This is a genomic window from Streptomyces seoulensis, assembly GCF_004328625.1.
Classification (GTDB): Bacteria; Actinomycetota; Actinomycetes; order Streptomycetales; family Streptomycetaceae; genus Streptomyces; species Streptomyces seoulensis.
Genome location: NZ_CP032229.1, coordinates 4,747,036 through 4,773,152 on the forward strand (window position 1 = coordinate 4,747,036; position 26,117 = coordinate 4,773,152).

Below are 26,117 nucleotides of genomic sequence, written 5' to 3' on the forward strand. Positions count from 1 at the left end.
GGTGAAGGGGCGTCGGCCGATCGGCCGGCGCCCCTTTCGTGGCCGGAACGCTCACGTACGACGTTTGGAGCCCATCACGCGGGTAAAGGTCGCAGGGTCCTCGTCGAAGCCATGGACGCCCGGGTGGAAGGCCCATTCGCCGGAGGCGTCGCGGGTGAACTCGGCGACGACGGCCGCCGTGGCGTCCTGGGCGGTGGTGAAGTCGGCCTCGAAGTGGGTCGTGTAGCCCTCCGCGACGCGGACCGCCGGGCTCAGGACCGAGGCGAACGTGGTGCGGTTCTGGTTCTGCTGGATGACGACGCCGACCACCACGCGCGCGTAGCGGGCGTCCAGGCGGCCGAGTTCGAGCTTCATGACCTCGTCCCAGCCGAACCCCTTGCCGTCGGGGCTGTCCCGGTTGAGGAAGATCGTGCCGTCCGGGGAGCGGCTGTCGAAGTGCACCAGATAGGCCGGTTCCCCGTAAGCGTCCGCCGCCGTGAACGTCGCCGCGACGACATCCAGGTCGGAGGGCGGCCGCCCCGCCGGACTGGGGTCCCACTTGAGCGCGACCTCGACCTCGCGGATTCCCTTGCTGACCCCGGTCACCAGGTCTCCCCTTCCCCGTGAAGTTCCCCGTGAAGCGCCATCATCCCCAACTCCCTTGTCGCTGGGTCTTTTTCCCATCGTGTCACGCATGAGACGCCGGTGCGCGGACGAACTCCGCCAGAGCGTGACCGGCGCCACGCCGGGTGGCCTTACGATGGCGCGGTGCTGGTCAAGTGGATTCGCTGCACCGTGGTGGACCGTCGGGGGTTCGAGCGCGGGCAGCGGAAATGGGCGGGGCTTCTGGGGGAGCCGGGGTTTCGGGGACAGGGCGGAGGCTGGAGCCGGCACCGGCCGGGAGTGGCGCACATCTTCGCCTTCTGGGAGAGCCGCGCCTTCTACGACTCCTTCATGGCCCGCTCGTACGACCGGCTGGCCGCGTCCCAGTCCGGCACGTTCAAGGACTCCCAGGCCAGGCTGTTCGAGTACCGCTTCGACGTGAAGACCGGCTTCGAGCCCCGGTTCACCGACGCCGACCTGGTCCGCGTCGCCCTGTGCCGGGTCCACGAGGAGCGCGTCGAGCACTTCACGCTGATGCAGGAGAAGGTCTGGAACCCGGCGATGGCCGGCTCGCCCGGCATGATCCGGGGCATGTTCGGCGAGGGCGCCGAACACGACTTCCTGGTGCTGTCGATGTGGCGCGCGGCGGCCGAACACGGAAAGTACCGCACCGAACGCGTGGAGCGGCTGGCCCTGCGTGCCCAGACCGAGGCCGACATCGCCTCCCTCACCGGCGACATCGTGGAACTGGAGCCCTCCTGGACGGTCTGAGCCGGGCGAGCGGTGTGACCTACGCCGTATGCGGGCCGTACGAGTCCCCGGCCCCGCCCCGCTCCCCGTAGGGTTTCCGACATGGCACGACCACGGCGCATCGTCCTTGTCCGGCACGGGGAGTCAGTGGGCAACGTCGATGACTCCGTGTACGAGCGCGAGCCCGACCACGCCCTCGCGCTCACCGACCGGGGCCGGGAGCAGGCGGAGGAGAGCGGCAAGCACCTGCGGGAGATCTTCGGCGAGGAACGCGTGAGCGTCTACGTCTCCCCGTACCGCCGCACCCACGAGACCCTGGACGCCTTCCGGCTCGACCCGGACCTCATACGCGTGCGCGAGGAGCCCCGGCTGCGCGAGCAGGACTGGGGCAACTGGCAGGAACGCGACGACGTGAAGCTCCAGAAGGCGTACCGGGACGCGTACGGGCACTTCTTTTTCCGCTTCCCCCAGGGCGAGTCCGGCGCAGACGTGTACGACCGCGTCGGCGGCTTCCTGGAGAGCCTGTTCCGCAGTTTCGAGGAGCCCGACCACCCGCCGAACGTCCTGCTGGTGACGCACGGCCTGGCGATGCGGCTGTTCTGCATGCGGTGGTTCCACTGGACGGTGGCCGAATTCGAGTCCCTGTCCAATCCGGGCAACGCCGAGGTGCGCATGCTCGTTCTCGGGGAGGACGGCAAGTACGTCCTGGACAAGCCCTTCGAGCGCTGGCGGGACCCGGTCCCGCACTGGATCGACCGATAGGCTGGCGGGAAGATGACCTCTGAATCCTTCCCTCTTCCCGCCGGGCGCCTGGAGCGCGCCCTGGCCAGCCTGCGGGGCCTCGCGGTGGGCGACGCGCTCGGCTCCCAGTTCTTCGTCCCGGTCAACCACCCGCTGCTCAAGCGCCACGAACTGCCCGCCGGGCCCTGGCAGTGGACCGACGACACGGAGATGGCCTGCTCCGTCGTGTCGGTCCTGGCCGCGCACCGGATGGTCCACCAGGACGAACTGGCGCGGTCCTTCGCCGATCACCACGACTTCGACCGGGGCTACGGGCCGGCCGTGAACCGCCTGCTCCGGCTCGTCCGCGAGGGCGCCGACTGGCGCGAACTCGCCGCCCAGCTCTTCGACGGCCGGGGCTCCTGGGGCAACGGCGCCGCGATGCGCATCGCGCCCCTGGGCGCCTGGTACGCCGACGACCCCGAGCAGGCGACCCACCAGGCCGAGATCTCGGCCTACACCACCCACCAGCACCGCGAAGCGGTGGCCGGCGCCATGGCCGTGGCCGCCGCCGCCGCGCTGGCGGCCGCTCCGGGCGGCCCCCCGGCCCCCGAGGCGCTGCTGGACGGCGTGATCTCCCTGGTGCCCCGGAGCGCCGTGGGCGCCGGTCTGCGCCGCGCGCGGGACATGCTCGACTACGGGGACGCGGCCACCGTCGCGGCCGTCCTCGGCTGCGGGCGCCGGACCAGCGCGCACGACACCGTCCCGTTCGCCCTGTGGTCGGCCGCACGGGCCCTCGGTGACTTCGAGCACGCCTTCTGGACCACCGCGCAGGTCGGCGGCGACGTGGACACGACGTGCGCGATCGTCGGCGGCGTCCTGGCCTCAGGCGAGGCGGGAGCGCCGCCCGCGGCGTGGCTGGAGCGGACCGAGTCGCTGCCGGAGTGGGTGCCGGACCGCGTGTGACGCGTGTGATGTTTCCGGCGGGGAGGGGCCGGGGTGTCGGGGCGGTACGGGGGCGGCGTAGTCTGAGTGCGCCATGCCGTACGAACCACCCACTCATACCGTCGAGCGCTCCCTTCGCGCCACGACCGGGGCGAAGGTCATCGCCGGCGTCGACGAAGTGGGGCGGGGTGCCTGGGCCGGACCCGTCACCGTCTGCGCGGCGGTCACCGGACTGCGCCGCCCGCCCGAAGGGCTCACCGACTCCAAGCTCCTGACGGTCAAGCGCCGTGGGGAGCTGGACGGGATACTGCGGTCGTGGGTGACGGCCTTCGCCCTCGGTCACGCCTCCCCGGAGGAGATCGACGACCTGGGCATGACCGCCGCCCTGCGGCTGGCCGCCGTCCGTGCCCTGGAAGCCCTGCCGGTCCGCCCCGAGGCCGTCATCCTCGACGGCAAGCACGACTACCTCGGCGCTCCCTGGCGGGTGCGCACGGTGATCAAGGGCGACCAGTCCTGTGTGGCCGTCGCGGCCGCCTCGGTGATCGCCAAGGTGTACCGCGACAAAATGATGGCCGAACTCGGTGCCGGCCATGCAGACTTCGGATTCGCGGACAACGCCGGGTATCCGTCGCCGGTGCACAAGGCGGCACTGGAGGAGCGGGGCCCCACCCCGTACCACCGTCTGTCGTGGGCGTATCTTGATGCGCTGCCCCGGTGGCGGCACCTCAAGAAGGTCCGCAGCCTCGTGGACGGCGGCGTCCCGGTGATCGAGGGCCAGCTCGGCTTCGATTTCTGACGCTTCCGCCCGCCGCCGATGTGCCACCCGGCCGTCGGCGTCGTACCAACGTTTGATAAAAATCAGCTCATGCCTCTCCTTCCCGAGGAGCCTCAGATTCACGAGAGTGCCCAGGGTCCCGTCGCGACTCCGGCCAGCAGCCGCGTCGCACCGACCCCTCGTCCCGTACCCGGCCCCCGCCCCGCGGCTCCGGTCCGTCCCGGCCGGCCCGGCCCCCCGCGGCCCGCGCCGCCGGCGCAGCGCGCGCCGCGTGACGTGGCTCCGGCCAAGCCGAGCCCGTCGGGCCCGGCCGTTCCCGCCGCTCCCGCGGCCGGTCCTCAGATCCAGTTGATCCCGGCCTCGGCCGAGGGCGCGCTCGACGCCGCCGAGGAGGCGCTGGACCTGCTGCTCGACTCCGGCCGCGCCCCCGGCGATGTGCTGGTGCTCACCACGGGTGCCCGGCACCCGTGGGCCGAGCACGAGCTGTCCTTCGGCGAGGCGTCCTACTGGGCGCAGCAGGACGCCGGTGACGACGTCTTCTACGCCGACGGCGCCATGGCCGCCCGTGCCGCCACCCGGCCCGTGGTCATCGTCGCCGTCAACGGAGACGACGCCGACGCTGCCGCCACCGCCCTGCCGGTCGCCCACACGCGGGCCGGAACCCTGCTGATCGTCTGCGGTGACCCGCAGCGGATCAACGCGGTTCTGGGCGCCGGGGTCTGACCCCTCCGCACGACCGACGGCGCCGTGCGCGCCGGACAGCCGCTCTGCCACGACAAGGCAGCGGGCGGCTGCTCGGCCCGCACGGCGCCGCAGTGGTTTCCTTGGCCACGGCGCCGAAGTGACCGGCGCCGGAGCCCGGTTCGCTCAGCGGGCCGCGGCCCGGCGCATGACCTCCGAGACCGGCCCGCCGGTACGCGGCATCAGCGGCGGCGACTCGGACAGGGCGAAGGACTCCGGCGTGGAGTGCGCGTGCGGGTGGCGTCCGCCGCGTCCCTCGCCGAGCACCTGCCAGCCGTCGTGCGTCAGCGTGATGTACGCCCCGCAGCGCAGCCCGTGCAGCGTGCAGGCGTCGCGCAGCCCCCACATCCAGGCGCCGTCCTCCTCCGTCCAGCGTGCGTCCCCCTCGCGGCAGTACAGCAGCACGGCGGTGCGCACCGGGCAGCGGCGGCGCAGGTCGTGCGGGATGACCCGGCGCAACTGGTCCAGCAGCGCGTTGCGGAACATCCAGCCGTCCGCCGGGGCGGAGCGCCGGGTGAACGAGGCGCTGGCGAGCAGCCGTTCGTCCGGATCGAGGACGGCCACGATCGCGGTGGCCGGCCCGGGGCGGTGGCGGACGTGCAGGCCGCTGACGACCTCGCGCGGGTTGCGCAGCAGGGGGATTCCGGCGGCGGCCCACTCCGCGGGTTCGAGCAGGCGGCTGACGGAAGCGGCGGACGCGGACGTCGACAACGAGGCCGCCGAGGACGAGGCGAATCCGAAGGTCACGTTCCTCCCTTCGGCTACGCGCCCACACTGCGGGCGAGGTCGGAATTCGGGGGAGCGCGCACCGCAGTGAAGCCCAGCCGGAACACGGGCGAGCCGTGCGGGGAGCGGACTCCAATTCTTCCTGCCGAACTTCGATGCGGCAACGAGCAATTGAGGCCGCCGAGGCTTATCGGTTGGTCCGGGGCTTATATCCCTACCCACAGAGACCGGTGACGACGCCTGAGGCTGCCCGGGGACCCCGACGGCCCGGCTCGCCGGAGGAGGTTTCAGGCGCTGATGCGCGCAGAGGGCTCGCCCTCCTCGTCCCCGCCTTCGTCCGTCTCCGCCGGCCGCTGTGCCAGAAGGCGTTCGGCGCGGTCGGGGGCGAGGTCCAGAGTGGGCATGAGCTGGGGGAGGGTGACGCTGGGCAGGAGGTGTCTCAGCAGGACCGTCACCCGCTCGCTGAGGTCGGCGCGCTCGCACAGGATCTGCGACATCCACTGGATGCCGGTGAAGGAGCCCGCGAGCAGGTCGGCCGTCTCCGCCGGATCGACGTGCGGCAGCAACTCGCCGCGCTCCCGCGCCTCCACGAGCAACTGGGTCAGCCGGTTCGCCCAAGACTGGAAGGGCGTGCCATGGAACGGGTTGCTCCGATCCGGTCCCTCTCCCCACTGGTCCATCGCCAGCCCCACACTGGCCCGTGTCAACGGGTCGTGCCGCAGCTGGTGCGCGAACAGCAGCCCCTGATCGATGAGTTCCTGCATCTTGGTGCGCTGCGGGGGCAGCGGGCCCACTTCGAGCTGGGCCGCGATCACCCCGAGGGCCAGTTCCTCCTTGGAGGCGAAGTGGAAGTAGAGGCCACCCTTCGTGACCCCGGCGCGCGCGAGGATCTCGGTGATCGTGGCGGCGCTGTAACCGCGTTCGTCGAAGACGGCGGCCGCTGCCAGCAGGATCGTCTTGCGCGTCTGGATCGCGCGTGCTTGGCGTGCCATGGGCTGTCGCCCCTGTTTCTATGTCAGAGCTTGGTCAGGTTCGCACACGAAGAGAACCGGACTGTCAGTATTTTGTCGAGGGGGAACGAGCCTTGATCACACCGGACTCAAAGGGCAATCCATGTCTGAAGGCATAAGTTTCATAGCCGAACGCGCCGACATCGGCACCTCATCGGCCGTACGGACGGTCATGGCGCAGGCACCGGACCCCGCCGCACCGCCCGAAGACCAGACCGACCCGCTGGTTCTTGTACCCGAATCCGGCGACACCGGTCAACCTCCCGCACTGGGCCGCCGCGCCACCGGCGAACTCGTGCACCGGCTGGATGCCGACGACGCCTTTCCCGTGGAATGGACCAAGCTGGCGGACCACCGCTATCTGATAGCCGCCGACTGGCCCGCCGGCCACCGCTTCTTCGCCCCGCTCCCCGGTGGCGTCCAGGACCCGCTGCTGGTCACGGAGACCATGCGGCAGACCGCGATGATGCTGGCCCACGCCGAGTACGGCGTCCCGGCCGACCACCACTTCGTCATGTGGGACATGTCGTACGCCCTCGCCACGGCCGGCTTCGGCCTCGCGGACGCCTCCGGCCGCATCGACGTCCTGGTGGAGTGCTCGGAGGTCCAGATGCGGGCCAGGAGCCTGGCCGGGATGAGGGTGCGGCTCACCTTCGAACGCGGCGGAAGGCTGCTGGCCACGAGTACGGGCAGCCTGAGCGCCACCTCCGCGCGGGCCTACCGCAGGCTCCGTGGCGACAAGATGCCCGACGCCGCTGCCCCCGCACCGCTGCTGGACGGCATACCGGCCCAGCGGGTCGGCCGCCGTGACCCCAGGGACGTCGTCCTCGCGCCCTCCGAGGAGGGGCCCGGCTGGCGGCTCCGGCTGGACACCGCCAACCCCACCCTGTTCGCGCGGGCCAACGACCACGTCCCCGGCATGGTGCTGCTGGAGGCCGCCCGGCAGGCCGCCGTCGCGCTGGCTCCCGACGGCCGCTTCGTGCCCGCCTCGCTGGCGATCGCCTTCCACCGGTACGCCGAACTGAACGAGCCGTGTCTTGTCCTCGCCCGGCGTGAAACCTCCCGCGAGGGTGATGTCTCCGTCCACGTCGAAGGCGTCCAGAGCGGCGAGCCCGTCTTCACGGCCACCCTCGGTGACTCCCCGCAGGCGGTCCGGTGACCCGGCGCGTGCTCATCACCGGATCGAGCGGTTTCCTCGGCGGACACGTGCTGAGAGCCGCCCGCGCCGCCGAGGACGTACGGCTCCGGCTGCTCGTCCGCACCCCGCCGGCCGCGCCCCACCCGGGCGTCGAGTACGTGCACGGCGACCTCACCGACCCCGCGTCGCTGCGCGGTGTCTGCGCGGATGTCGACGCCGTCGTGCACTGCGCCGGGCTGATCGGCGGCGACGCGGAACTGCTCCACCGCGCCAACGACCTCGGCACCCGCGCCCTGGCCGACGAGGTGCGCAGGGCCGGAGTCACGCGGTTCGTCTACCTCAGCACCGCCGCCGTCCACGGACGCGGCCCCTTCCGCGACGCGCGGCCCGGCGATCCGCCCGTCGCCCCCGCCTCCGACACCAGCCGCACCCGCGCGGCCGCCGAGGAACACGTGCTCGCGACGGGCGGAACGGTTCTGCGCCCCCACCTCGTGTACGGCCGGGGCGACCGCTGGGTGATCCCCGGCATCCTGGCCCTGCTGCGCACCCTGGACGGCCTCCCGGACGGCTGGGCCGGAATCCAGTCGATGATCGACGCGGACACCCTGGGCCGGGTCGCCTTCGCGGCGGCCACGAGGGGCCCGGCGGACGGCGTGGGGCGCGTCCATTACGTCACCCATCCCGACCCCGTGCCGGGGGAGCTGCTGCTCTCCACCGTGGCGGAGACCTTCGGACTGTTCGCCGGGGACGCCCCGCGCGTCTCGGCCGAGACCGCGCGGGAGCGGGTGCTCGGCCACCCCGCCGCCCGCCACCACCTCGGCATGCTCGCCGTCGACCACTGGTTCACCGACGAGTCGCTGTGGAGCGGGCTCGGCGTCGAGCCGGGTGCCGGATTCGCCGTGCGCTTCCCGGAGTACGCCGACTGGTATCGCGGCCGGGCCGGGTTGCCGCCGCTAGAGGCCGGGCGCCGACCGGGGTTTGAACGGACGTACTGACGTAAGGCGGCGTTTCCCGGACCCCGGCCACGCGCGCGTAGGCCGGGATCCGGGTGGCGCGCGGCTCGGCCCACATCCGGGTGGCGCGCGGCGCGGCTCGGCCCACATCCGGACGTCCCTGGTAGGACCGGATCATGACGCCAGGAACCGGCCGCCACCTGCTCGCCACCAGCCTGCGCTCCCTCACGGTGCGCAACTTCCGGCTCTTCGCGGTGGGGCAGATCGCCTCCGCGACCGGCACCTGGACGATGGCCGTCGCCCAGGACTGGCTCGTACTGGAGCTGACCGGCGACTCCGGCGGAGCCCTCGCCACCGTCACCGCCCTCCAGTTCACCCCGGTGCTCCTGCTGACCCTCTACGGTGGCCGACTCGCGGACCGGTACGACAAACGCGCCCTCCTGACCGGCGCCAACATCGCCTCCGGAGTCTTCGCCCTGGCGCTCGGCCTGCTCGTGACGGCGGACGCGGCCCGGCTGTGGCACGTCTACGTGGCGGCCGCCGCGCTCGGCGTGGCCAACGCCGTGGAGGTACCGGCCCGGCTGTCCTTCATCACCGAACTCGTCGGCCCCGAACTGCTCCCCAACGCCTCGGCGCTGAGCGGCGCCTACTTCAACATCGCGCGCGTGCTGGGCCCTTCACTGGCCGGGCTGCTCATCCAGTGGTCGGGCACGGGGACCGTCATGCTGCTCAACGCCGTCAGCTACACGGCCACGGTCGCCGGACTGCGGGCCATGCGCCCGGCGGAGCTGCACCGCGAGCCCCGTACGGGCGCGCCCGCGCGTGTCACCGAGGGCCTGGCCCATCTGCGGACCCGGCCCGACCTGCTCACGACACTCGCCCTGGTCGCGGCGGTCGCCCTCTTCGGCCTCAACCTGCCCCTGACACTGCCGCTCATGGCCCGCGTCGTCTTCCACACCGAGGCCGCCTCCTTCGGCCTCCTCACGGCCGCGCTCGCCGGCGGCTCCCTGCTGGCCGCGCTGGTCGGCACCCTGCGCCGGACGCGCCCCTCGGCCCGGCTGGTGGCCACCTGGGGATGTGCCTTCGGGGCGCTGGAACTGATCACGGGATGGGCGCCGAACCTGCCCGTCGCGCTGGCGCTGCTGGTGCCGACCGGATTCGCCTCGCTGTACTTCGTCCAGGCGGCGAACCACCGCATCCAGCTGGGCGGCGACCCGGCGCACCGGGGCCGTGTGATGGCCCTCTACACCGTGATCCTGCAAGGCAGCACCCCGCTCGGCGCCCTCTTCGTCGCCGCCGCCACCCACACCCTCGGCGCCCGTGCGGGACTGTGGGCGGGAGGTCTCATCGCGCTGATCGCCGCCCTCGTGGCCTTGGCCGGGGCACGCGCGGACGCGCCGGTACCGGCCCCCGAGGAGGAGCGGGTCCGGCCGACGGGGAGCCGCCCGTAGGGCGAGTGGCCGGATGTCGGTGGGGTGCGGTTGCATGGGGGCATGAACGACCTGGAGCAGTTGCGTACCGAAGCCGACGCCGTCCTCGCCGAGCTGGTCGGCGCGCCGGAGGGTTCCGCGCGGCTGCGGGAGGACCAGTGGGAGGCGGTCAAGGCCCTGGTGGTGGACCGGCGCCGGGCCCTGGTCGTGCAGCGCACCGGCTGGGGCAAGTCGGCCGTGTACTTCGTGGCCACCGCCCTGCTCCGCCGTCGCGGCTCCGGCCCCACGGTGATCGTCTCGCCGCTGCTGGCGCTGATGCGCAACCAGGTCGAGTCGGCCGCACGGGCCGGTATCCAGGCCCGCACCATCAACTCGGCCAACCCCGAGGAGTGGGACGCGATCCACGAGGAGGTGGAGCGCGGCGAGGTCGACGTGCTGCTGGTGAGCCCGGAACGGCTCAACTCCGTCGACTTCCGCGACCGCATGCTGCCCAAGCTGGCGGCCACCACCGGTCTGCTGGTCGTGGACGAGGCCCACTGCATCTCCGACTGGGGGCACGACTTCCGCCCCGACTACCGCAGGCTGCGCACCATGCTCCAGGAGCTGGCGCCCGGAGTGCCCGTGCTCGCCACCACCGCCACGGCCAACGAGCGCGTCACGGCTGACGTGGCCGAGCAACTGGGCACCGGCGCCGGCGAGGCGCTCGTCCTGCGGGGGCGGCTGGACCGGGAGAGCCTGCGGCTCGGCGTGGTGCGGCTGCCGGACGCCGCGCACCGGCTGGCCTGGCTGGCCGAGCACCTTAACGATTTGCCGGGCTCCGGGATCATCTACACGCTGACCGTCTCGGCCGCCGAGGAGGTCACCGCCTACCTCCGCGCACGCGGCTTCGCCGTCGCCTCCTACACCGGCCGCACCGAGAACGCCGACCGCCAGCAGGCCGAGTCCGACCTGCTGGACAACCGGGTCAAGGCCCTGGTGGCGACCTCCGCGCTGGGGATGGGATTCGACAAGCCCGACCTGGGCTTCGTGGTCCACCTCGGCTCACCGTCCTCCCCGATCTCCTACTACCAGCAGGTGGGCCGCGCGGGCCGAGGCGTCGAGCACGCCGATGTGCTGCTGCTGCCGGGCAAGGAGGACGAGGCGATCTGGCGGTACTTCGCCGAGGTCGCCTTCCCGCCCGAGTCCCAGGTCCGCCAGACCCTGGCCGCCCTCGCCGACGCCGGACGCCCGCTGTCCGTACCCGCGCTGGAGTCGCTGGTGGACCTGCGGCGCACCCGGCTGGAACTGATGCTCAAGGTGCTCGACGTCGACGGCGCCGTGCACCGCGTGAAGGGCGGCTGGACGGCCACCGGCGCCGACTGGGTGTACGACGCCGAGCGGTACGCCTGGGTCGCCCGCCAGCGCGCTGCCGAACAGCAGGCCATGCGGGACTACGTCGGCACGGACGAGTGCCGGATGGCGTTCCTGCGCCGCCAGCTCGACGACGTGGAGATCACCCCGTGCGGGCGCTGCGACACCTGCGCGGGCGCCTGGATCGACACGGGCGTCTCCGCCGAGGCGCTGACGGCCGCCGCCGGTGAACTGGACCGGCCCGGCGTGGAGATCGAGCCGCGCCGCATGTGGCCCACGGGGATGCCCGCGCTGGGCATCGACCTCAAGGGTCGTATCCCGGCGAAGGAACAGTGCGCCACCGGGCGTGCCCTGGGCCGCCTCTCGGACATCGGCTGGGGCAACCGGCTCCGGCCGCTGCTCGCCGAGCAGACGCCTGACGGCCCGGTGCCGGAGGACGTGCTGAAGGCCGTGGTGGAGGTCCTCGCGGACTGGGCGCGCTCGTCCGGCGGGTGGGCGTCGAACACGCCGGACGCCATGGCCCGTCCGGTCGGTGTCGTCGCCATGCCCTCGCTGAGCCGGCCGCGACTCGTCGCCTCGCTCGCGGAGCGGGTGGCCGAGATCGGACGGCTGCCGTATCTGGGGGCGCTCGCGTACACGGGGGAGGCCGAGGCGCACCAGGCGCATCGCAGCAACTCCGCTCAGCGGCTCCAGGCGCTGGCTTCGGCGTTCACGGTGCCGGGGGAGCTGGCGGCGGCTCTGTCGGATACTCCAGGGCCTGTGCTGCTCGTGGATGACCGGACCGAGTCCGGGTGGAGTCTGGCGGTGGCGGCGCGGTTGTTGCGGCGGGCGGGGGCGGGGGAGGTTCTGCCGTTGGTGTTGGCTGCGGCGGGGTGAGAGTGGCTGTCCGCCCGGGGGCGGGCTCGTGGGGCGGGGGCGTGGGATTGTCGTGTCCCTGCTCCGAATTGTCCACAGGCTGGTTATCCACAGGGCCAGCGGGATTTCGTCATTCGCGGGATCGTCAGCGCATGACGAATCACGGCGAAACGACCGAACCCTTCGAAAACGGCGACATCACGGCGGGAATGTCCTTCGACGGGCAGCTCACGCCCGACACCCCGCTCGCTCTGCGCACCCCGGCCGAGCTGGCCGACGCGCTGCCCTACCTGCTGGGATACCGCCCGGAGGACAGCATGGTCCTGGTGAGTCTGCTCGACCGGGGAACCTTCGGCGGGCGGGCCCGCCTGGGCATTCCGGCCGGCACAGAGGACTGGCAGGCGGCGGCCCGGCAGATCGCCAGAGGGCTGGTGATCGGCACCCGACGGCGCGGCTCCCGGCCCGAGCGCATCGTGGCCTACGTCTGCCAGGAGCCACGGCCGGGGGAGACGGGGCGGGATGTGATGCTCCGGCTCGCCCCGCTCGCGCAGTTGCTGCGCACCGAGTGCGGCAGCCTCGACGTACCGGTGATCGAGGCGCTGTGCGTCTCGGACACCCGCTTCTGGTCCTACGTCTGCCCGGTGGAGAGCTGTTGCCCGCCCGAGGGCACGCCGATGGGCATGCCGGGCACCTCGGCCATGGCGGCCGCGGCCACCTACGCCGGCATCCAGGTACGGGGCTCGCTGCGGGAGCTGCACGCGAGGATGCAGCCCTGGGAGACCTCGGCCGCACTGGAACAGGAAGTCGCGCTGGACGCCGCCGGCATGTCCCTGGTGCCCCGCATCCTGGACGACGCGAGCCGCGCCGAGGTGGCCGAGGAGACGCTGGACCTGGCCGGACGGATCATCCGCCGGTTCGCCGAGGCCGCGCCGGTGTCCGGCATCCACCCGGCGGACGTCCGCGACGACACCCTCCTCGGCCACGACGAGGCGGCCGCCCTCATCCTCGGTCTTCAGGACCGGACGACCCGCGACCGGGCGGCCGCCTGGATGGAGGGCGACGAAGGCGCACCCGCCCTGCGGCTCTGGCGGGCACTGGCCCGCCGCTGCGTCGGCCCCTACCGCGAACACGCGGCGGCACCTCTGACCCTGGCCGGCTGGGTCGCCTGGTCGACCGGCGACGACATCGAGGCCCGGGAGGCCCTGGCCATGGCCCTCGGTGCCGACCCGCACTACCTCTTCGCCCAGCTCCTGCACCGGGCGTGCAACGAAGGCCTGGACCCGGAGTCCATCCGGCGGTGCCTCCGGCAGGAGCGTGCGGGGCGGCGGCCGGGGGAGGGGGCACCGTCCACGGAGCCGAACATTCCGGAGCAGAAATCCGGCTCCCAGCTTCCTCCGGACACCACCCTCCCGGCGCAGGATGCGACGGAGTCGGACCCAGCCACGCCGCCACGCCGTAAGCGTCGCCCCCGCTCCACCGGCCCCGGCGACACCGCTCCCGGTAACACTGGCCCTGGCAAGACCGGCCCCGGCAAGACCACCCCCGCTAAACCAGGCCCCTGCGCCCAGCGGCCGCAAGCCCAGACCCGGCGCCCGACCCGCTCACGCCCCACCCCCTCCGGAGCGGGCAAGACCTGCCACGACAGGGAGGACGGCTGAGCAGGCACCCCGGACCCCCTGATCCCACCCCCAACTCCCGGCGGATTCATCGATCCCCTTACGAACGGAGTGTTTATCGTCAGGGAGACGACTATGATCGCGGCATGCCCTACGACCCGTCAGCGTTCCCGCCCTTCGCCGTCACCGTGGACCTGGTCGTACTGACCGTGCGCCGCCACGCCCTGTGCGCGCTGGCGGTACGCCGGGGCGAGTCACCCTTCCAGGGGCGGTGGGCGCTCCCAGGCGGCTTCGTACGGGACGACGAGGACCTCGCCCAGGCGGCGGCGCGCGAGCTGGCGGAGGAGACGGGGCTCCGGGCCCACGATCCGGCGACACCGGCACAGGACAACGGCGCTCATCTGGAGCAGCTCGCCACGTACGGCGATCCGAAGCGTGACCCGCGTATGCGCGTGGTCAGCGTCGCTCACCTCGCCCTCGCGCCCGACCTCCCGGCGCCGCGCGCGGGCGGCGACGCGAGCAACGCGCGCTGGGCACCGGTGGAGGAACTGCTCCAGCAGGGAGGCTACGGCCGCGACGGCGAACCGATGGCGCCCCTGGCCTTCGATCACGCCCTGATCCTCTCGGACGGGGTGGAGCGGGCCCGCTCCAAGATCGAATACTCCTCGCTGGCCACGGCGTTCTGCCCGCCGGAATTCACCGTGGGTGAGCTGCGCCGGGTCTACGAGGCGGTCTGGGGCGTGGCACTCGACCCCCGCAACTTCCACCGCAAGGTCACCGGCACGCCCGGCTTCCTCGTCCCCGCCGGCGGCACCACCACACGCCAGGGCGGCCGGCCCGCGCAGCTTTTCCGGGCGGGCGGCGCCACTCTGCTCAACCCCCCGATGCTCCGCCCCGAGGTCTGAGGCCGGGCGTCGGACCGGCACGCGCAGGGCAGTTGGGGATCCCCGGCCTGCGCCCCCTCCTGCGGGACGCTCATCGGGCAAGTGAGCCATGCAGGTTGACCCTCCGCCGAACAACTGCCGGCCAGAAGGGGTGATACCTGGAAAACAGGACATAGCGCGCTATCTTCCGTCAGGTGATCCAGGCTGTCGGACTGACCAGTGACTCCCTCAAAGACCAGCCGCCCGCCGTCGAGGACGTCTCCTTCGAAGCGCGCGCCGGCCAGGTGACCGCCCTCCTCGGAGCGACGGGCGCGGGCAAGACGACGGTGCTCAGATTGATGCTCGAACTCCAGCGAGGGCGCGGCATCGCCTACTTCAGAGGGCGCCCCCTGCACTGTGTCGCCCACCCCTCGCGCGAAGTCGGCGTACTCCTCGGCGTTGTGCCGGGACACCCCTCACGCACGGTCCGCAACCACCTGCGCATGCTCTGCGCGGCGGCAGGCGTGCCGGCCCGGCGGGCCGACGAAGTGCTGGAAGAGGTCGGCCTCGTCAGCCTCCGTGAGGAACGGCTCGGCACGCTGTCCCTCGGCATGGACCGCCGGCTCGGCCTGGCCTGCGCCCTGCTGCCCGACCCGCACACCCTCGTGCTGGACGTACCGGCCGCCGGGCTCTCCGTACAGGAAGCACGTTGGCTGCACGCCACCCTGCGCGCGTACGCCGACCAGGGCGGTGCCGTGCTCCTCACGACCGCAGACCCCAAGGAGGCCGCCCGGCACGCCGATCACGTCGTCACCCTCGAAGGGGGCCGGGTCGCCGCCGACCTGGAGGCTGCGGAGTTCGCGCGTACCCGGCTCCGGCCGCGCGTCGCCGTACGCAGCCCCCACGCCGCCCGTCTGGCGAACCTGCTCACCAAGGAGGCCCGCACCGAACAGCGTTCTCTGGAGGTCGTCCGCGAGGAGGGCAACCGTCTCTCCGTGTACGGCAGCACGACCGCGGACGTCGGGGAGATCGCCTTCCGGAACGGCATCCTCATCCATCAACTCGCGGATGAGGTCGGTGACATGCGGCCGGAGTCACCAGAGGGAGATCAGCCGGTACCGACCGAAGCCGTCGCAGTCCCGGAGGGCGTCGCGGAGCCGGAGGAAGTCGAGATCGATGAAGCCCCCGAACCCCTCCCGCTCCCCATCGCCGTCCGCTCCGTGCACAGCCCCCTCCGTCCGCTGCGTTACGAACTCCGGCGCGCCACCGGGATCAGTACCGGGTTCGTCGTCTGCGGTGTCGCCCTCGTCGTGTCCGCGATCACCGCCGTGGTGCTGGCCCGTATCGGGCACACCCCGCAGGCGCGCCTGTTCGCCGCGTGGCCGCGCGAGGTGCCGTTGCCGCCGGTCGCCCTCGCGGCGGGGCTGCTCGGTGCGCTCGCGTTCGGGGGCGAGTTCCGGTATCCCGCGCTGGCGGCGGACCGGGGCACCGTTCCCCGTCGGCTGGGGCTGCTCACCGCGAAGCTTCTCGTCTCCGGAATCACCGCCGGAATGCTGGCCTTTCTCGCGCTGGGCTGTGACGCCGAGCTTCTCTATCTCGTATACGGGCGGGAATTGGTCCAGGTCCCGGGGGACTGGCTGCCACTGTGTGCGAGTTGGCTGGCGCTCGTGGTCGGCTGCGCGTGGGCCGGTGTGCTGGCGGCCGGGGTGTTCCGCTCCACGGCGGCGGGGCTGGCCGCGGTCCTCGCGGTGCCGGTGGCCGTCGTACCGCTCGTGCACCGGTTGTTCGAAGGCTCGTATGTGCGAGTCGCGGCCGGGATTCACGTGCGGATGCGGGAGGTTCTCCTGCTCCAGTGGCCCTTCGGAGGGGAGCGCTACCTGCTGGGACTTGCGCGCGTGATCGCCCAACCCGTGGGTGGCGCAATGACGTTGTCGCTCGCGGCCCTGCTGTGCGCGTACTTGATCACGACCCTGCGCGCCAGGGCGAGATGATCCCCTGAGGTGCGGTTTCCGAGCCGCTGTGCACACAACTCCCCACAGAAAGCCCGTTTATTTCCGATAAGGCGTCAATTGCGACGGGGTGAGCGATCACCCTTTCGTGTGCTTTTCACCAAAGCCCTCAAGGCAGTTGGAGGCAACGCCGACAAAAGATGCGTGAGTACCCTTGCGCACACCATGATGACCACCGCCCGCTCCGCCGACTCCGGCCTCGCCGGACCGGGCGAACTCGACCGCTACCCCTACGCCGAGGCCCCGATGGCCGACCGCGTGGCGGCGCCCGCCTGGGAGGGCGCCGATTCCGACCTGGGCCGCGTGGGCCGGCGCGCCGGGGGCAGCCGCGGGCGCGGACTGCACGGCCAGCTCGTCCAGCAGCTCGGTCAGATGATCGTCTCCGGCGACCTGGGTGCCGACCGCCCGCTGGTGCCCGAGGAGATCGGCCAGCGTTTCGAGGTCTCCCGCACCGTGGTGCGCGAGTCCCTCCGGGTCCTGGAGGCCAAGGGCCTCGTCAGTGCCCGGCCGAACGTGGGCACCCGCGTGCGCCCGGTGAGCGACTGGAACCTGCTCGACCCGGACATCATCGAATGGCGCGCCTTCGGCCCGCAGCGCGACGACCAGCGCCGCGAGCTGAACGAACTGCGCTGGACGATCGAGCCGCTCGCCGCCCGCCTCGCCGCCGGACACGGCCGTGAGGACGTGCAGCAGCGCCTCGTGGACCTGGTCGAGATCCTGAGCCACGCCCTCGCCCAGGGTGACGCGCTGACCTTCTCCCGCGCGGACGCCGAATTCCACGGGCTGCTCATCCAGGTCGCGGGCAACCGGATGCTGGACCACCTGTCCGGGATCGTCACCGCCGCCCTTCAGGTCTCCGGCGGCCCGGCCACGGGCTGCGAGCGGCCGACCGAGGCGTCCGTCGCGCAGCACGCGCGGATCGTGGACGGGCTCGGCAGCGGCGACGGCGCCGTGGCCGAGGGCGCGATGCGCCAGCTCCTCACCGTCCACCCCGAGGTGGAGCGCGTGGTCCCCGCGCCGCGCGAGCACTGACGGACAAGCGGACGGCGCGCCCGCTTGTGGCGCGCTCCAGTGATCGAGATGGCGGTACCGCGACCGGGTCCCGCCGTCGCCGGACTCGGCCGGACTCCCTGGATTCCGGCCGAGTCCGGCGGTACGACAGGCCGCCCGGACCGGCGAAGTGATCAGGACGGAGATCGGCAGCGGACCGCTTCGTTCACATCTGATCGCATTCGGCTCTCGGCAGGGTGTGACTCGGGCCACGCGGATTGGGCGTAACGCTCCCGGAAACAGCGCGATGACCTAAGAGGTGAACAGCCGCGAAGGGAATACGGACGCCTTGCCAGGCGCTGTGTCTCTCCCCGGCTCCGCCCGCGCCGTCGGCCCATCCCCAGGCCGGTGGTCGGCTCCTGTCCATGACGGACGGTGCCGGAAGCCGCTTTCTAACGTTCCGAGAGGTTGTTCGTGTCGGCCAGCACATCCCGTACGCTCCCGCCGGAGATCGCCGAGTCCGTCTCTGTCATGGCGCTCATTGAGCGGGGAAAGGCTGAGGGGCAGATCGCCGGCGACGATGTGCGTCGGGCCTTCGAAGCTGACCAGATTCCGGCCACTCAGTGGAAGAACGTACTGCGCAGCCTCAACCAGATCCTTGAGGAAGAGGGTGTGACGCTGATGGTCAGTGCCGCAGAGCCCAAGCGCACCCGCAAGAGCGTCGCAGCGAAGACCCCGGCCAAGCGCACCGCCACCAAGACGGTCGCGGCCAAGACGGTGACCACCCGCAGGGCCACGGCCGCCCCGGCCGCGTCCGCCGTCGCGGGCGAGGACACCGACGACGCCGCCTCCGCCACGAAGGCCACTGCCAAGAAGACCACCGCCAAGAAGACGGCGGCGAAGAAGACCACGGCGAAGAAGACGGCCGCCAAGAAGACCGGCGCCAAGAAGGACGACGCCGAGCTTCTCGAGGAAGAGGTCGTCGAGGAGACCAAGTCCTCCGACGAGCCCGAGGGCACCGAGGCCGCCGGCTTCGTGCTGTCCGACGAGGACGAGGACGACGCGCCCGCGCAGCAGGTCGCCGCGGCCGGCGCCACCGCCGACCCGGTCAAGGACTACCTGAAGCAGATCGGCAAGGTCCCCCTCCTCAACGCAGAGCAGGAAGTCGAGCTGGCCAAGCGCATCGAGGCCGGTCTGTTCGCCGAGGACAAGCTCGCCAACTCCGACAAGCTCGCCCCGAAGCTGAAGCGCGAGCTGGAGATCATCGCCGAGGACGGCCGCCGCGCCAAGAACCACCTGCTGGAGGCCAACCTCCGACTCGTGGTCTCCCTGGCCAAGCGCTACACCGGCCGCGGCATGCTCTTCCTGGACCTGATCCAGGAGGGCAACCTCGGTCTGATCCGCGCGGTCGAGAAGTTCGACTACACCAAGGGCTACAAGTTCTCCACGTACGCCACCTGGTGGATTCGTCAGGCGATCACCCGCGCGATGGCCGACCAGGCCCGCACCATCCGTATCCCGGTGCACATGGTCGAGGTCATCAACAAGCTCGCCCGTGTGCAGCGCCAGATGCTCCAGGACCTGGGCCGCGAGCCCACCCCGGAGGAGCTGGCCAAGGAACTCGACATGACCCCCGAGAAGGTCATCGAGGTCCAGAAGTACGGCCGCGAGCCCATCTCCCTGCACACCCCGCTGGGCGAGGACGGCGACAGCGAGTTCGGTGACCTCATCGAGGACTCCGAGGCCGTCGTCCCCGCCGACGCCGTCAGCTTCACGCTCCTCCAGGAGCAGCTCCACTCGGTGCTCGACACCCTGTCGGAGCGCGAGGCCGGTGTCGTCTCGATGCGCTTCGGCCTCACCGACGGCCAGCCGAAGACCCTCGACGAGATCGGCAAGGTCTACGGCGTGACGCGTGAGCGCATCCGCCAGATCGAGTCGAAGACCATGTCGAAGCTGCGCCACCCGTCGCGTTCGCAGGTGCTGCGCGACTACCTCGACTAGGTCGAGTCCGCTCGCACACCGAAGGCCCGGTTCCCCTCGTGGGGCCGGGCCTTCGTGCTGCGGGCCACCGTGTGCTGGATGACTCTGGGTGTTCCGGAACCACCCTGAGTGAGGAGTCCGCATGCGCCGTACCGTTGTCCGGGCACTGATCCGGCCGCTCTCCCTGGCGGCTGCGCTGACCGCGATACCCCTGATCGGCGCGGCTCCGGCCGTGGCCGACAGCGTCGTGGTGGGCGGCTTCCCGATAGACGTCTCCCAGGCCCCGTGGACGGTGGCGCTCTCCAGTCGTGACCGGTTCGGGGGTAGCCGTGCGGGCCAGTTCTGCGGCGGCGTGGCGATCGCGCCGACCACCGTCCTCACCGCCGCCCACTGTGTCGCCGACGACGTCATGGGCACGCCCCCGAACCGGGTGCGCGACCTCAAGGTCATCGCGGGCCGCACCGATCTGCTCGCCACCGACGGCCAGGAGACGGCCGTGCGGAACATCAAGGTGAACCCGCGATACGACCCCGCCACCAACGCCGGTGACTACGCCGTCCTCACCCTCGCCGAGCCCGTGCCGCAGAGCGCCGTCGTGCCCATGGCGGCGGCCGGTGACGAGGCGTACGCGGCCGGAACGGAGGCCCTGGTGTCGGGCTGGGGCGACACCAGCGGCGGCGGCGCTTATACGAACCGGCTGCGTGCCGCGCGGGTGCACGTGCTGGCCGACGACCTGTGCACGCGTGCCTATCCGGGCGGGCGGAACGGCACCTACGACGCCGCCTCCATGCTCTGCGCGGGAGAGGCCGCCGGAGGGCCGGACGCCTGCCAGGGCGACAGCGGCGGTCCGCTGGTCGCCGGGGGACGGCTGATCGGGCTGGTGTCGTGGGGGAGCGGGTGCGGTCAGGCGGGCAGTCCGGGTGTCTACACGCGGGTGTCCGAGGTGGTGCGCACGCTGGAGCCGGCCGAGGACGGGGCCGAGAAGGCCCCCAAGCGCTCCTGAGAGCGCCCGGGGTGCCCTTCCGGGCACGAGAACGGGCGGCTGCTCCGCTGGGGAAGCAGCCGCCCGTTCACCGGCCTATGCCGGGGCTGGCTCGTCGGGTGGGTGCGAGATTCAGCGCTCTTCGGTGGCAGAGGTGCCGGGAACGGCCGTGAGCCGCTCCGTCTCGTCCTGTATCTCAGCGGCGATCTTCTTGAGTTCCGGCTCGAACTTGCGCCCGTGGTGGGCGCAGAAGAGCAGTTCTCCGCCGCTCAGCAGGACGACGCGCAGGTATGCCTGGGCGCCGCAGCGGTCGCAGCGATCGGCGGCCGTCAGCGGGCTCGCGGGGGTCAGAACAGTAGTCACGTCGCCTCTTCTCTAGCTCGACGAGCTGTCGTACCAGGGTCAACATCCAACCAGGCCGAATTCGTTCCCGCTCGTGGCTTTCCGTCGAAAATTTCTTTCGGGATGGCTGGGTGTTGCCGGTTGGCGGCGAATGTGCCGTAGTGCGTGGTCTGGTGCGTACGGTTTCGCGCGGTCTTGGGGGTCGGTCCTCCCGGCTGGGTTGCCGGTTGTTGATGAGGACGTGCCCGGAGCCTAAATGGTTCATGCCTCGAAGGGAACGTGATGTGTGCTTCACTCCATCGAGGGATCGAACGTCCGTACGACCCTCGGCTAGTCTGAGTTCCCCGCCGAGGGTGGCGTTACACCGGCTCTACCAGGCATCGGTACCCTCTGAGCGGCGACCGAAGCCGGCCCCGTACCCACCAGGGGCCCATCTGAAATTCAGCGAGGAGCGAACCGCGTGACCGCCGATACGTCCGTGCCGTCCACAGCGCTGCTGGCAGGAGCAGACCGGGACGGCTCCAACTACACCGCGCGGCACCTCCTCGTCCTCGAGGGCCTCGAAGCCGTGCGCAAGCGTCCGGGCATGTACATCGGCTCGACCGACAGCCGCGGCCTGATGCACTGCCTCTGGGAGATCATCGACAACTCCGTGGACGAGGCCCTCGGCGGTTACTGCGACCGCATCGAGGTGATCCTCCACGACGACGGCTCGGTCGAGGTCCGGGACAACGGCCGCGGCATCCCCGTGGACGTCGAGCCCAAGACCGGCCTGTCCGGCGTCGAGGTCGTCATGACCAAGCTGCACGCCGGCGGCAAGTTCGGCGGCGGCTCCTACGCGGCCTCCGGCGGCCTGCACGGCGTCGGCGCCTCCGTGGTGAACGCGCTCTCCGCCCGGCTCGACGTCGAGGTGGACCGGAGCGGCAGCACCCACGCCATCAGCTTCCGCCGTGGTGTTCCGGGTGCCTTCGCCCGGGGTGGCGCGGAGGCCAAGTTCGAGGCCGGGACCGGCCTGGTCAAGACCAAGAAGATCCCGAAGAACCGCACCGGCACGCGCGTGCGCTACTGGGCCGACCGGCAGATCTTCCTCAAGGACGCCAAGCTCTCCCTGGACAACCTGCACCAGCGCGCCCGCCAGACCGCCTTCCTGGTGCCGGGCCTCACCATCGTCGTGCGCGACGAGATGGGCCTGGGCGACGGCGGCAGCAAGGGCGAGGAGTCCTTCCGCTTCGACGGCGGCATCAGCGAGTTCTGCGAGTACCTGGCCACCGACAAGCCGGTCTGCGACACGCTCCGCTTCTCGGGCCAGGGCACCTTCAAGGAGACCGTCCCGGTCCTCGACGACCATGGCCAGATGACGCCCACCGAGGTCACCCGGGAACTGGGTGTCGACGTGGCGATGCGCTGGGGCACCGGCTACGACACCAACCTCAAGTCCTTCGTCAACATCATCGCCACCCCCAAGGGCGGCACCCACGTGGCCGGCTTCGAGCAGGCGGTCACCAAGACGATGAACGAAGTACTGCGCGCCAAGAAGATGCTGCGCGTCGCAGAGGACGACGTGGTCAAGGACGACGCCCTGGAGGGCCTGACCGCGGTCGTCACCGTCCGCCTGGCCGAGCCGCAGTTCGAGGGCCAGACCAAGGAGGTGCTCGGCACCTCGGCGGCCCGCCGCATCGTCTCCACCGTGATCGCGCGGGAACTGAAGGCGTTCCTCACCTCCACCAAGCGGGACGACGCCGCACAGGCCCGCACGGTCATGGAGAAGGTGGTCGCCGCCGCCCGCACCCGCGTGGCCGCCCGCCAGCACAAGGACGCCCAGCGCCGCAAGACCGCCCTGGAGTCCTCGTCCCTGCCCGCCAAGCTCGCCGACTGCCGCAGCGACGACGTCGACCGCAGCGAGCTGTTCATCGTCGAGGGCGACTCCGCGCTCGGTACGGCCAAGCTGGCGCGCAACTCCGAGTTCCAGGCGCTGCTGCCCATCCGGGGCAAGATCCTCAACGTGCAGCGCTCGTCCGTGACCGACATGCTCAAGAACGTCGAGTGCGGCGCGATCATCCAGGTCATAGGAGCGGGCTCGGGCCGCACCTTCGACATCGACGCCGCCCGCTACGGCAAGATCATCATGATGACGGACGCCGATGTCGACGGCTCCCACATCCGCTGCCTGCTGCTCACGCTCTTCCAGCGCTACATGCGGCCCATGGTCGAGGCGGGCCGGGTCTTCGCCGCCGTGCCACCGCTGCACCGCATCGAGCTGATCCAGCCGAAGAAGGGCCAGGACAAGTACGTCTACACGTACTCCGACCGCGAGCTGCGGGACACGCTCATGGAGTTCCAGCGCAAGGGGGTCCGGTACAAGGACTCCATTCAGCGCTACAAGGGCCTCGGTGAGATGGACGCCGATCAGCTGGCCGAGACCACGATGGACCCGCGCCACCGCACCCTGCGCCGGATCAACCTCGCGGACCTCGAAGCCGCCGAACAGGTCTTCGACCTGCTGATGGGCAACGACGTGGCGCCGCGCAAGGAGTTCATCTCCAGCTCGGCGGCGACGCTGGACCGTTCGCGGATCGACGCGTAGCCGTGGGCACTCGGCTTTGACCGGGTGCGGGTGGGATGACGGGAGTACTGGCTTCGGCCGGTGCTCCCGTTTTCGTTGTGGTGCCGGTGCCGGTGCCGGTGCCTGCGTCTCTGCCCGGTCTGGTCGGGCCGGGGTGTGTCGGGGTGGGTCGGGTCCGGATCAGGGTTTCCCCCAAGACCTCTCCACCCGTGGGTGGAGAAGCCGGCCCTGCGGAGATCCACCCGCGATCCACCCCAGCTCCGATCCCGTGGCCTGCGGATTTCCGTAGTTTCGAGAGGGTCGGGAGCGACCGCCTCCGACACCCCCTCTCATACACGGAGGCTCGGATGTCCGGGTTCGTCGACGCGTTGGTGATCGTGGCCGTCGCCGTGCTGGTGATCGCCAGGCAGTTCCGCACCCACGCCGTCGATGCCGAGCGGCGCTGGTGGCTGGCGCCCGCGATTCTCGCGGTCCTGGCGCTGCGCGGGCCCGGCATAGTGGATGCCCACCACCGCGTCGAGTCGCTCGGACTGCTCGTCGCCGAAGTGGCCGTCGGTCTGGCCACCGGAGCGGGCTGGGCCTGGACCACCCGGATCTGGCGGACGCCGGACGGAGTCGTGTGGAGCCGCAGCAGCAAGGCCAGTGCCGCCGTGTGGGCGGGAGGGATAGCCCTGCGAGCCGGCCTCTTCGGCCTCGGGTACGCCCTCGGGGTCCGGCAGGACAGTGCCGCCCTGATGCTGGGCCTCGCCGCGACCCTGCTGGTCCGTGGCGCCATCACCACCAGGCGGGCACAGCTGCTGACCTCCTCGCCCGCCCCGCCGCCGACGTACGGTGACGGAACACCGTCGGCACCGGGCGCCCCGGCGGTACGGCCGCCCTGGAAGGAGCGGGTGTGAGCGAGAACCCCTGGACCCGCTGGCCCTCACGCGAGGCGCTGAGCAAAGTCGGCATCAGCCGCCCCCGGCGTCTGCTGGGCCGGGCCATCAGGGTGGTGCTGCTCGGGCTGCTGCTGTGGGCAGCACTCAGACAGAACGACGTACCCCTGTGGGGAGAGGCCGCCGCCGTGGCGGGCGTACTGCTGGCCTCCGGCGCGGCGTGGGGCTACTTCCGCACCACCTACGCGCACCGGCTGCTGCCCTCCCTGGCGCTGGTCTCCGTGCTCCTGGCTCTGGCGGTCGCCGCCCAGCTGACCGGTTTCGGGGGCCCCGCCCTGGTGCTCTGGTGCGGCTGCGGAATTCTCGCCCTGGAGCGGCTGCCCCTCGCGGCGGCGGTGCCGGTGACCTCGGTCGCCCTGGCCTCCTTCGCGATCTTCAACAAGGACGTGTGGCTCACCACCGCCTCCACCGTGGCCGGGCTGGCGCTGGCCGGCTACGTCGCGCGGCTGGACTCGGAGGCGCGGGGCAGCGCGCAGCGGCTGCTCGCCCAGGAGCGGGCCGCGCGGGAAGCGGAGGCGGAGTCGGCCGCGCTCAGCGAGCGGGCGCGGATAGCGCGGGAGATCCATGACGTGCTGGCCCACAGCCTCTCGGCGCAGATGGTGCACCTGGAGGCGGCCCGGCTGCTGCTGGAGCGCGACGCGAGCCGGGAGCAGGTGCTGGAGCGGGTGGTGGCCGCGCGGGGCATGGCCCGTGACGGACTCGCCGAGACCCGCCAGGCACTGTCGGCGCTCCGGGGTGAACTGACCCCGCTGGAAGAGTTCCTGACCGACCTCGTCAGCGTGACGGACGGGGGCGAGGTCACCGTCACGGGTGAGCGCCGGGCGCTGCCGGCCGAGGCGTCGCAGGCGGTGCGCCGGGTGGCGCAGGAGGCGATGACGAACGTCCGCAAGCACGCCCAGGGCGCGAAGGTGCGGGTCCGGCTCGACTACAGCGAGCATCAAGTGACCCTCGATGTGCGGGACAAGGGCGGACGTCCGGGCGAACTGGCCGCCTCCGGCGGCGGGTACGGTCTGCTGGGCATGCGGGAGCGCGCCGAACTGCTGGGCGGCTCGCTGGACGCCGGGCCGGACGAGGAGGGATTCGTGGTGACGTTGAAGGTGCCGGTATGACGGCGCCGGAGGGGGAGCTCAAGCCCGCGCGGGTGGTGGTGGCCGACGACCAGACGGTGGTGCGGGAAGGCATCGTGATGCTGCTCGGCCTGCTGCCCGGCCTCGAGGTGGTCGGCGCGGCCGGGGACGGCGAGGAGGCGGTGCGCCTGGTCGGTGAACTGGCGCCTGACGTGGTGCTGATGGACCTGCGGATGCCCCGCTGCGACGGGGTCGAGGCCACTCGCCGTATCCGGAGCGAGTACCCGGGCACCCAGGTGGTGGTGCTGACCACGTTCGCGGACGACGAGTCGCTGTTCGCCGCGCTGCGGGCCGGGGCGCGGGGATATCTGACCAAGGACGCGGGCGGGGAGGAGATCGTGCGCGCGGTGCAGAGCGTGCTGTCGGGGGAGGCGGCGCTGGCGCCGGGCATCCAACTCCGGCTGCTGGAGAAGCTGTCCCAGGCCGAGGTGCGGACGACCTCGGAGTCGGCGGAGCCGCCCGACGGGCTGACCACCCGCGAGAGCGAGGTGCTGGTGCTGATCGGCGAGGGGCTCAGCAACCAGGAGATCGCCCGCGCGTTGCACGTCTCCACCGCGACCGTGAAGACCCACATCAACAACCTCTTCGCCAAGACGGGCCTCAAGGACCGTGCGCAGGCGGTGCGTTACGCGTATGCGAAGGGTGTGGTCCGGCCGAGGGCGGAGTGACTCACCTGATGGGGTGAAGTGGTACGGGAAGGTGTGTCGCGGATCTTCCCGATCTGTCCATCCTTGG

Annotated in this window: 23 protein-coding genes; 19 read left to right on the forward strand and 4 right to left on the reverse strand. The window is 71.6% G+C overall.

Going from position 1 to position 26,117, the window contains the following annotated elements; translation table 11 throughout:
• Positions 1-51: 51 nt before the first annotated feature.
• The gene (locus D0Z67_RS22045) at positions 52-585 is read right to left on the reverse strand and encodes a TerD family protein (protein ID WP_031183521.1); all 534 of its coding nucleotides are present in this window, start codon (positions 583-585) and stop codon (positions 52-54) included.
• Positions 586-747: 162 nt separating this feature from the next.
• On the opposite strand from D0Z67_RS22045, the gene D0Z67_RS22050 reads away from it, so the two are divergent.
• From D0Z67_RS22050 to D0Z67_RS22070, 5 genes are all read left to right on the forward strand, one after another.
• Positions 748-1,353, forward strand: coding sequence for a YdbC family protein (locus D0Z67_RS22050; protein WP_037776035.1), 606 nt, complete (start codon positions 748-750; stop codon positions 1,351-1,353).
• An 81-nt stretch (positions 1,354-1,434) separates the two neighbouring features.
• Positions 1,435-2,094: a histidine phosphatase family protein gene (locus D0Z67_RS22055; protein ID WP_031183523.1), complete on the forward strand. Its 660-nt coding sequence runs from the start codon at positions 1,435-1,437 to the stop codon at positions 2,092-2,094.
• Between the two features lie 12 nt (positions 2,095-2,106).
• Positions 2,107-3,018 (forward strand): ADP-ribosylglycohydrolase family protein, encoded by a 912-nt coding sequence (locus D0Z67_RS22060; protein WP_031183524.1) that lies wholly within the window; start codon positions 2,107-2,109, stop codon positions 3,016-3,018.
• Positions 3,019-3,091: 73 nt separating this feature from the next.
• Positions 3,092-3,793, forward strand: a complete 702-nt coding sequence (locus D0Z67_RS22065) for a ribonuclease HII (RefSeq protein WP_031183525.1) — start codon at positions 3,092-3,094, stop codon at positions 3,791-3,793.
• A gap of 69 nt (positions 3,794-3,862) precedes the next feature.
• Entirely contained in the window at positions 3,863-4,495 is a 633-nt protein-coding gene (locus D0Z67_RS22070; protein WP_078873656.1) for a hypothetical protein, read from the forward strand.
• Positions 4,496-4,639: 144 nt separating this feature from the next.
• Here D0Z67_RS22070 and D0Z67_RS22075 read toward each other — a convergent pair whose 3' ends face one another.
• Positions 4,640-5,260: a hypothetical protein gene (locus tag D0Z67_RS22075; RefSeq protein ID WP_031183527.1), complete on the reverse strand. Its 621-nt coding sequence runs from the start codon at positions 5,258-5,260 to the stop codon at positions 4,640-4,642.
• Between the two features lie 266 nt (positions 5,261-5,526).
• Positions 5,527-6,231, reverse strand: coding sequence for a ScbR family autoregulator-binding transcription factor (locus D0Z67_RS22080; protein WP_031183528.1), 705 nt, complete (start codon positions 6,229-6,231; stop codon positions 5,527-5,529).
• A gap of 121 nt (positions 6,232-6,352) precedes the next feature.
• Here D0Z67_RS22080 and D0Z67_RS22085 point away from each other — a divergent pair, with 121 nt between their 5' ends.
• The 10 genes from D0Z67_RS22085 (at position 6,353) to D0Z67_RS22130 (ending at position 20,436) form a co-directional block, all read left to right on the forward strand.
• A complete protein-coding gene (locus D0Z67_RS22085) occupies positions 6,353-7,408 on the forward strand; it encodes a ScbA/BarX family gamma-butyrolactone biosynthesis protein (RefSeq protein WP_234312914.1) in 1,056 nt (351 codons plus the stop codon).
• Positions 7,405-8,382, forward strand: coding sequence for an NAD-dependent epimerase/dehydratase family protein (locus tag D0Z67_RS22090; protein ID WP_051888129.1), 978 nt, complete (start codon positions 7,405-7,407; stop codon positions 8,380-8,382). The genes D0Z67_RS22085 and D0Z67_RS22090 overlap by 4 nt, the downstream gene beginning before the upstream one ends.
• A gap of 134 nt (positions 8,383-8,516) precedes the next feature.
• On the forward strand, positions 8,517-9,791 hold the full coding sequence (locus tag D0Z67_RS22095; protein WP_051888132.1) for an MFS transporter: 1,275 nt from the start codon (positions 8,517-8,519) through the stop codon (positions 9,789-9,791).
• Positions 9,792-9,833: 42 nt separating this feature from the next.
• Positions 9,834-11,996 (forward strand): RecQ family ATP-dependent DNA helicase, encoded by a 2,163-nt coding sequence (locus D0Z67_RS22100; RefSeq protein ID WP_031183532.1) that lies wholly within the window; start codon positions 9,834-9,836, stop codon positions 11,994-11,996.
• A 131-nt stretch (positions 11,997-12,127) separates the two neighbouring features.
• Positions 12,128-13,633, forward strand: a complete 1,506-nt coding sequence (locus D0Z67_RS22105) for a DUF4192 domain-containing protein (RefSeq protein ID WP_078873659.1) — start codon at positions 12,128-12,130, stop codon at positions 13,631-13,633.
• A 104-nt stretch (positions 13,634-13,737) separates the two neighbouring features.
• Positions 13,738-14,496: an NUDIX hydrolase gene (locus tag D0Z67_RS22110; RefSeq protein WP_031183534.1), complete on the forward strand. Its 759-nt coding sequence runs from the start codon at positions 13,738-13,740 to the stop codon at positions 14,494-14,496.
• 173 nt (positions 14,497-14,669) lie between these two features.
• Positions 14,670-16,445, forward strand: coding sequence for an ABC transporter ATP-binding protein (locus D0Z67_RS22115; protein ID WP_031183535.1), 1,776 nt, complete (start codon positions 14,670-14,672; stop codon positions 16,443-16,445).
• 162 nt (positions 16,446-16,607) lie between these two features.
• Positions 16,608-17,495, forward strand: coding sequence for a FadR/GntR family transcriptional regulator (locus tag D0Z67_RS22120; RefSeq protein WP_031183536.1), 888 nt, complete (start codon positions 16,608-16,610; stop codon positions 17,493-17,495).
• Positions 17,496-17,927: 432 nt separating this feature from the next.
• A complete protein-coding gene (locus D0Z67_RS22125; RefSeq protein ID WP_031183537.1) occupies positions 17,928-19,454 on the forward strand; it encodes an RNA polymerase sigma factor in 1,527 nt (508 codons plus the stop codon).
• A 121-nt stretch (positions 19,455-19,575) separates the two neighbouring features.
• Positions 19,576-20,436, forward strand: coding sequence for a serine protease (locus D0Z67_RS22130; protein ID WP_031183538.1), 861 nt, complete (start codon positions 19,576-19,578; stop codon positions 20,434-20,436).
• A 111-nt stretch (positions 20,437-20,547) separates the two neighbouring features.
• Here D0Z67_RS22130 and D0Z67_RS22135 read toward each other — a convergent pair whose 3' ends face one another.
• Complete coding sequence (locus tag D0Z67_RS22135; RefSeq protein WP_031183539.1) at positions 20,548-20,778, reverse strand: DUF7455 domain-containing protein; 231 nt, start codon at positions 20,776-20,778, stop codon at positions 20,548-20,550.
• 439 nt (positions 20,779-21,217) lie between these two features.
• Between D0Z67_RS22135 and D0Z67_RS22140 the strand changes: the two genes are divergently transcribed.
• From D0Z67_RS22140 to D0Z67_RS22155, 4 genes are all read left to right on the forward strand, one after another.
• Entirely contained in the window at positions 21,218-23,341 is a 2,124-nt protein-coding gene (locus tag D0Z67_RS22140; RefSeq protein ID WP_031183540.1) for a DNA gyrase/topoisomerase IV subunit B, read from the forward strand.
• Between the two features lie 326 nt (positions 23,342-23,667).
• Positions 23,668-24,216 carry a DUF1453 family protein gene (locus D0Z67_RS22145; protein WP_031183541.1) on the forward strand — a complete coding sequence of 183 codons (549 nt, stop codon included), beginning with the start codon at positions 23,668-23,670 and terminating at the stop codon, positions 24,214-24,216.
• Entirely contained in the window at positions 24,213-25,364 is a 1,152-nt protein-coding gene (locus tag D0Z67_RS22150) for a sensor histidine kinase (protein WP_031183542.1), read from the forward strand. Before D0Z67_RS22145 ends, D0Z67_RS22150 begins: the two co-directional genes overlap by 4 nt.
• The gene (locus tag D0Z67_RS22155; RefSeq protein ID WP_031183543.1) at positions 25,361-26,050 is read left to right on the forward strand and encodes a response regulator transcription factor; all 690 of its coding nucleotides are present in this window, start codon (positions 25,361-25,363) and stop codon (positions 26,048-26,050) included. The genes D0Z67_RS22150 and D0Z67_RS22155 overlap by 4 nt, the downstream gene beginning before the upstream one ends.
• The last annotated feature ends 67 nt before the right edge of the window (positions 26,051-26,117 follow it).

What these genes read in the sequence shown, in the direction of transcription:
- D0Z67_RS22105 (WP_078873659.1), top strand. Translation starts at nt 12,128, where the DNA reads ATGACGAATCACGGCGAAACGACCGAACCCTTCGAAAACGGCGACATC.
- D0Z67_RS22065 (WP_031183525.1), top strand. Translation starts at nt 3,092, where the DNA reads ATGCCGTACGAACCACCCACTCATACCGTCGAGCGCTCCCTTCGCGCC.
- D0Z67_RS22060 (WP_031183524.1), top strand. Translation starts at nt 2,107, where the DNA reads ATGACCTCTGAATCCTTCCCTCTTCCCGCCGGGCGCCTGGAGCGCGCC.
- D0Z67_RS22110 (WP_031183534.1), top strand. Translation starts at nt 13,738, where the DNA reads ATGCCCTACGACCCGTCAGCGTTCCCGCCCTTCGCCGTCACCGTGGAC.
- D0Z67_RS22080 (WP_031183528.1), bottom strand. Translation starts at nt 6,231, where the DNA reads ATGGCACGCCAAGCACGCGCGATCCAGACGCGCAAGACGATCCTGCTG.
- D0Z67_RS22145 (WP_031183541.1), top strand. Translation starts at nt 23,668, where the DNA reads ATGTCCGGGTTCGTCGACGCGTTGGTGATCGTGGCCGTCGCCGTGCTG.
- D0Z67_RS22155 (WP_031183543.1), top strand. Translation starts at nt 25,361, where the DNA reads ATGACGGCGCCGGAGGGGGAGCTCAAGCCCGCGCGGGTGGTGGTGGCC.
- D0Z67_RS22055 (WP_031183523.1), top strand. Translation starts at nt 1,435, where the DNA reads ATGGCACGACCACGGCGCATCGTCCTTGTCCGGCACGGGGAGTCAGTG.
- D0Z67_RS22130 (WP_031183538.1), top strand. Translation starts at nt 19,576, where the DNA reads ATGCGCCGTACCGTTGTCCGGGCACTGATCCGGCCGCTCTCCCTGGCG.
- D0Z67_RS22070 (WP_078873656.1), top strand. Translation starts at nt 3,863, where the DNA reads ATGCCTCTCCTTCCCGAGGAGCCTCAGATTCACGAGAGTGCCCAGGGT.
- D0Z67_RS22100 (WP_031183532.1), top strand. Translation starts at nt 9,834, where the DNA reads ATGAACGACCTGGAGCAGTTGCGTACCGAAGCCGACGCCGTCCTCGCC.
- D0Z67_RS22085 (WP_234312914.1), top strand. Translation starts at nt 6,353, where the DNA reads ATGTCTGAAGGCATAAGTTTCATAGCCGAACGCGCCGACATCGGCACC.
- D0Z67_RS22095 (WP_051888132.1), top strand. Translation starts at nt 8,517, where the DNA reads ATGACGCCAGGAACCGGCCGCCACCTGCTCGCCACCAGCCTGCGCTCC.